Source organism: Intestinibacter sp., assembly GCF_051866655.1.
Taxonomy (GTDB): Bacteria; Bacillota; Clostridia; order Peptostreptococcales; family Peptostreptococcaceae; genus Intestinibacter.
Genome location: NZ_JBJDXL010000211.1, coordinates 1 through 4,746 on the forward strand (window position 1 = coordinate 1; position 4,746 = coordinate 4,746).

Sequence of the window (4,746 nt, forward strand, 5' to 3'; positions counted from 1 at the left end):
TTGCAGGTGGAAATGTTATAAAGGAACCTAAAATTAAGAAGATAGCTGTTATAGAAGAAGCCTTAGATAGCCAATTATAAAAAATTTTCGAAGTTGCATGGTTACCTTTTAGTAACTATGCAACTTTAAAGTGCGTACTTTACGAAAATTATTTGATGGCGTAAACTCTAATCATAAGATGAACGTGGCCACTTCATAATTAAACTATTAATAAATAAGGAGATTTTAATTATGAAAACAGTAGTAGATTTTTTAAACGCTAACCCAGTACAATATTTCGCAACAATAGGAGAAGACGGAAAACCAAAATGCAGACCTTTTATGTTCTGCTTAGAAAAAGATTCAAAATTATGGTTCTGCACAAATAATAAAAAAGATGTTTACGCTCAATTACAAAAAAATCCATACGCAGAAATATGTGTATCAAGCCCAGAATACGCTTGGATTAGAATAAGCGGTAAATGCGTATTTGAAAACAATATGGAGGTTAAAGAAGCTTGCATGGCTAACCCTATAGTTAAGAGCCAATACGATTCTGCTAACAACCCAATATTTGAGGTATTTTATCTAGACGAGGCAAAGGCTACATTAGCTGACTTCTCTGGAAATCCACCACAAGAATTTAATTTATAAAAATAATATAAGACAATCTAATGCTACCTTTTTTACGGTAGCATTTTAAATATATAGGAGGAAAAAGATGAATCAAGAGGAAAGAGTCGACTTTTTAATTCGAGAATTACTAAATGAACACGAGGATTTTATGGATATAGATATTCCAAGTGATTTTGAAAATAAGAAAAATCTATTTAGAAGTCTTGTAAATATAAGGATGCCCCAGTTGACAAGTCCAGAATTTTTAAAGGTACAAAACGAATTTTTAAAAGAGGAAATTGAAAAAGCTGGGATTGTAGATGTGGATAAGCTTCCTTTTATAAAAGACGAATTCGATTGTAAAAATATAAGAAATAAAGACAAAATTTCTATATACAAAGGAGATATAACCTTGCTAAATTCAGACGCCATAGTCAACGCAGCAAATTCAAAAATGCTAGGATGCTTTGTTCCTTGCCACAAATGTATAGACAACGCGATACACACCTATGCAGGAGTCGAGCTCAGACAGGAGTGTTTTGAAATAATGAAAAAGCAAGGCCACGATGAGCCTACAGGTAAGGCCAAAATAACTAAAGCCTACAACCTTCCCTGCAAATACGTAATACACACAGTAGGACCGATAGTAGACTACGCTGTCACAGAAAAACTAAAGGGCGACCTTAGATCCTGCTACCAAAACTGCCTAAAGCTAGCAAATAAAAACGAATTAAAATCTATAGCATTTTGTTGCATATCTACAGGTGAATTTCATTTCGACAACGAGATAGCTGCAGAAATAGCAGTGGAAACTATAGATAAATTTTTAGACAGTGCAAAACATATAGAAAGGGTGATAATAAATGTTTTTAAAGAAAAAGATTATGCCATATACAAAGGGATTTTCCAATAATAAGCTTTCTTCAATAAAAGAGTTTGAAGAGAAAATCACTGCTGCAAAGGACTTAATAGATGAAGCCGATGCCATTGTAATAGGTGCCGGCGCTGGGTTGTCCACTTCAGCTGGACTGACTTATTTTGGAGATAGATTCGAAAAATTATTTCCTGAATACATAGAAAAATACAATTTCACAGATATGTATTCAGCTGGATTCTATCCATTTGATTCTCAGGAGGAAAAATGGGCTTACTGGAGCCGCCACATATACTACAACCGCTACGATGTAAAAGCAGGCAAGCCATATCAAGATTTACTAGAAATTATGAAAAATAAAAACTACTTCGTGCTTACAACTAATGTAGACCACCAATTTCAGCTTGCAGGATTTCCAGATGAAAAAATATTCGCCACACAGGGAGACTACGGTCTATGGCAATGTGCTAAAAAATGTCACGACAAGCTGTATTCAAATAAAGAACAAGTCATTGAAATGGTAAAAAGACAAAAAAACTGTAAAATTCCATCTGACTTAGTCCCAAAATGCCCTGTCTGTGGCGGCGAAATGGAAAACAACCTACGCTGTGACGATTATTTTGTAGAAGACGAAGCATGGCACAGGGCTAGCGAAAGATACTCTGAATTTTTATTAGAAAACAAGGACAAAAATATATTGTTTTTAGAGCTAGGAGTTGGTATGAATACCCCTGTAATCATAAAATACCCGTTTTGGAGGCTGACATTACAGCTAAAAAATGCCCGCTATATATGTATTAATTTAAACGAGGCATATGCTCCAGAGCAAATTTTAGATAAATCAATATGCATAAATTACGACATAGGTCAAGCTCTCGAAAAAATCAAAGCTTCATGTCCATTTTGATATTTAGATTAAAATATGATAAAATATTTATTAATTTGTTTAATGACTAAATTCAAAAGGAGAATTATTTATGGAGAAAAGCTCATTTGATCCAGAAAATCTACCAGCTTGTCCTGTAGAGGTCACACTCAAATTAATAAGCAACAAGTGGAAGGTTCTAATCCTGCGCGATTTACAGACTGGCACAAAGAGATTTAATCAATTGAAAAAATCAATAGGCGGTATATCTCAAAAGGTGCTGACTAACCAACTGCGCGAAATGGAAGAATGCGGACTAGTAAACAGAACTGTCTATGCTGAGGTTCCTCCTCGAGTTGAATATACTTTGACTGAGCTTGGTGAAAGCTTAAGACCAGTTTTGGATTCTATGAACAGCTGGGGTTTAAATTACAAGAAAAGAGTAGAAAAATAGGAGATTTATTCAAAGGCGTACTTGAACAAATCTCCTATTTTTTAATGCATTATATATTCTCCTGAAATTACTGAGCCTTATACACAGTATTTCCTTCTTTTATAGTCTCCAATACTTTTATATTTCTTATCTCATCGACATCTACCTTAAGTGGGTTTTTATCTAGAATAACTAAATCAGCTAATTTATTTTCCTTGATAGTTCCCTTTATATCCTCTTCAAAATATTGATAAGCGGCATTTTTAGTCACAGCCTCTATCGCAGCAAGCACTGGTATTCTTTGGTGTTGACCTAAAACAGTGCCGTCCTTCATTTTTCTAGCAGCTGCTATCCATATAGTTTCAAGCATATTTGGCTCTATAACTGGAGCATCTTGGTGGAAGGTGAACTTGATACCCTCGTCTAGTGCAGTCTTAGTTGGAGATATTTGGCTCGCTCTGTCAAGCCCAAAATTTTCTACGTGTATATGTCCCCAGTGGTAGACATGCCCTACGAAAAACGATGGTATCATCCCCAGCCTCTTAACTTCTGGCAATTGATCTATTCCAATCAGCTGTGCATGTATTATAACTGGTCTTATGTCTTCAGTAGTGTTTAATTTTTCTTTGGCTATTTTGTATTGTTCTAAGTACTGAGCCACAGCAGCATCACCGTTGCAGTGAGCTAGAAGCTGCATATTTTCTTTTAGAGCGATTTCTATTTGCTTCTCTAATTCGTCTTCACTCATCACAGGATAAGCTCTATATCCCTCTTCACCCTTGTAATCAGTTCTCATATAAGCAGTTCTCGCTTGTGGTGAACCGTCTAGAAAAGTCTTGAACCCTCCGATTTTGAAATGATTGTGGTACTCTTTTACACAGCCCTGCATTTTTTCCAAAACCTTGTCCTTTTCTTTTATATCAACATATCCTACATAGTCTAGCTTAAGCATTTTCGAATGCGCTATATAAGCCAATAAATCTGCTAATAAAGGCATGACCATTCCCTCTTGCATAGTAGTTATACCGTAAGAAGCGTAGTCATCCTGTGCTTTTAGAACTGCCTTCATAAGTTCCTCTGTAGATGGCATTGGAACTCTTTGGACGTTGTTGATAAATGCATTTTCCTCAAGGTATCCAGTAAGCTCGCCGTCCTCCTTGAAAATAACTCCGCCCTCTGGATCTGGTGTATCGTTAGTTATGCCTAGCTCCTTCATCGCTAGTGAGTTTGCCACACCGTTGTGACCTGATTTGTTAGAAATTATAAGTGGATTTTTAGGTGCTATTTTGTCTAAAAAATCAATTCTTGGATAAGTTTTTTCTGCCAATGTATTGTAGTCGAAATTATTGGCAGTTATCCAAGCGCCCTTTTGGATGTCGTTTTTCTCGATAAATGACTTTATCCTGCTAGCAATATCTTCAAAATCAACAGCATCCTCTAATGATACCTGAAGCTTTGAATTTGCATATCCAAAGAAGTGACTGTGCGCATCTATAAACGATGGCATCAAAGTCTTTCCTTGTAAATCTACCATTTCCGCATCTTCATTTCCATTTAGTAGCTCGTCTTTTTTGCCTACACTCAGTATTTTACCATTTTCAATTAATACAGCATCTGCATATAGATTGTCTTCTAGAGTTATGATATCTCCATTGTAAAAAAGTTTTTTTGTCATAATCAAACCTCTCTTTTCCAATTATTGATTATTAAATTAATAATTGTCTATATTTTTTACATTTTTATTTATTAAAATGTATTGTGATGAAATAAAATTTCAAGCATATGTACAAATACTTTTTTAGTATATCATAAAAATGTGGATTACAATATTGCTAAATTAATGAAAAACAGTCGATAATAATTTCATTTTTTCTCTAAAACTCGTTTTTTGACAAAAAAAAATGAATAAGAATAAATATTCTTACTCAATCTTATCTATTAAAACGATTTTGATAGGTTTCGCAAACCTCTATTAATGTG

5 protein-coding genes are annotated in these 4,746 nt (G+C 34.6%); 4 read left to right on the forward strand and 1 reads right to left on the reverse strand.

What is annotated here, in order from left to right:
• The first annotated feature begins 231 nt into the window (after positions 1-231).
• The 4 genes from ACI3VO_RS06415 to ACI3VO_RS06430 all read left to right on the forward strand — a co-directional run bounded on the left by ACI3VO_RS06415 (position 232) and on the right by ACI3VO_RS06430 (position 2,787).
• The gene (locus ACI3VO_RS06415) at positions 232-633 is read left to right on the forward strand and encodes a pyridoxamine 5'-phosphate oxidase family protein (protein WP_439757111.1); all 402 of its coding nucleotides are present in this window, start codon (positions 232-234) and stop codon (positions 631-633) included.
• Between the two features lie 67 nt (positions 634-700).
• Positions 701-1,507 (forward strand): protein-ADP-ribose hydrolase, encoded by an 807-nt coding sequence (locus tag ACI3VO_RS06420; protein WP_439757112.1) that lies wholly within the window; start codon positions 701-703, stop codon positions 1,505-1,507.
• Positions 1,458-2,375: an SIR2 family NAD-dependent protein deacylase gene (locus tag ACI3VO_RS06425; protein ID WP_439757113.1), complete on the forward strand. Its 918-nt coding sequence runs from the start codon at positions 1,458-1,460 to the stop codon at positions 2,373-2,375. Before ACI3VO_RS06420 ends, ACI3VO_RS06425 begins: the two co-directional genes overlap by 50 nt.
• A 70-nt stretch (positions 2,376-2,445) precedes the next feature.
• Complete coding sequence (locus ACI3VO_RS06430; RefSeq protein WP_439757114.1) at positions 2,446-2,787, forward strand: winged helix-turn-helix transcriptional regulator; 342 nt, start codon at positions 2,446-2,448, stop codon at positions 2,785-2,787.
• 67 nt (positions 2,788-2,854) lie between these two features.
• Here ACI3VO_RS06430 and ACI3VO_RS06435 read toward each other — a convergent pair whose 3' ends face one another.
• On the reverse strand, positions 2,855-4,441 hold the full coding sequence (locus tag ACI3VO_RS06435; RefSeq protein WP_439757115.1) for an amidohydrolase: 1,587 nt from the start codon (positions 4,439-4,441) through the stop codon (positions 2,855-2,857).
• Positions 4,442-4,746 lie beyond the last annotated feature (305 nt).

Bases quoted from the DNA above. Each gene is read 5' to 3' on its own strand.
- ACI3VO_RS06435 (WP_439757115.1), bottom strand. From the start codon at position 4,441: ATGACAAAAAAACTTTTTTACAATGGAGATATCATAACTCTAGAAGAC.
- ACI3VO_RS06425 (WP_439757113.1), top strand. From the start codon at position 1,458: ATGTTTTTAAAGAAAAAGATTATGCCATATACAAAGGGATTTTCCAAT.
- ACI3VO_RS06415 (WP_439757111.1), top strand. From the start codon at position 232: ATGAAAACAGTAGTAGATTTTTTAAACGCTAACCCAGTACAATATTTC.
- ACI3VO_RS06430 (WP_439757114.1), top strand. From the start codon at position 2,446: ATGGAGAAAAGCTCATTTGATCCAGAAAATCTACCAGCTTGTCCTGTA.
- ACI3VO_RS06420 (WP_439757112.1), top strand. From the start codon at position 701: ATGAATCAAGAGGAAAGAGTCGACTTTTTAATTCGAGAATTACTAAAT.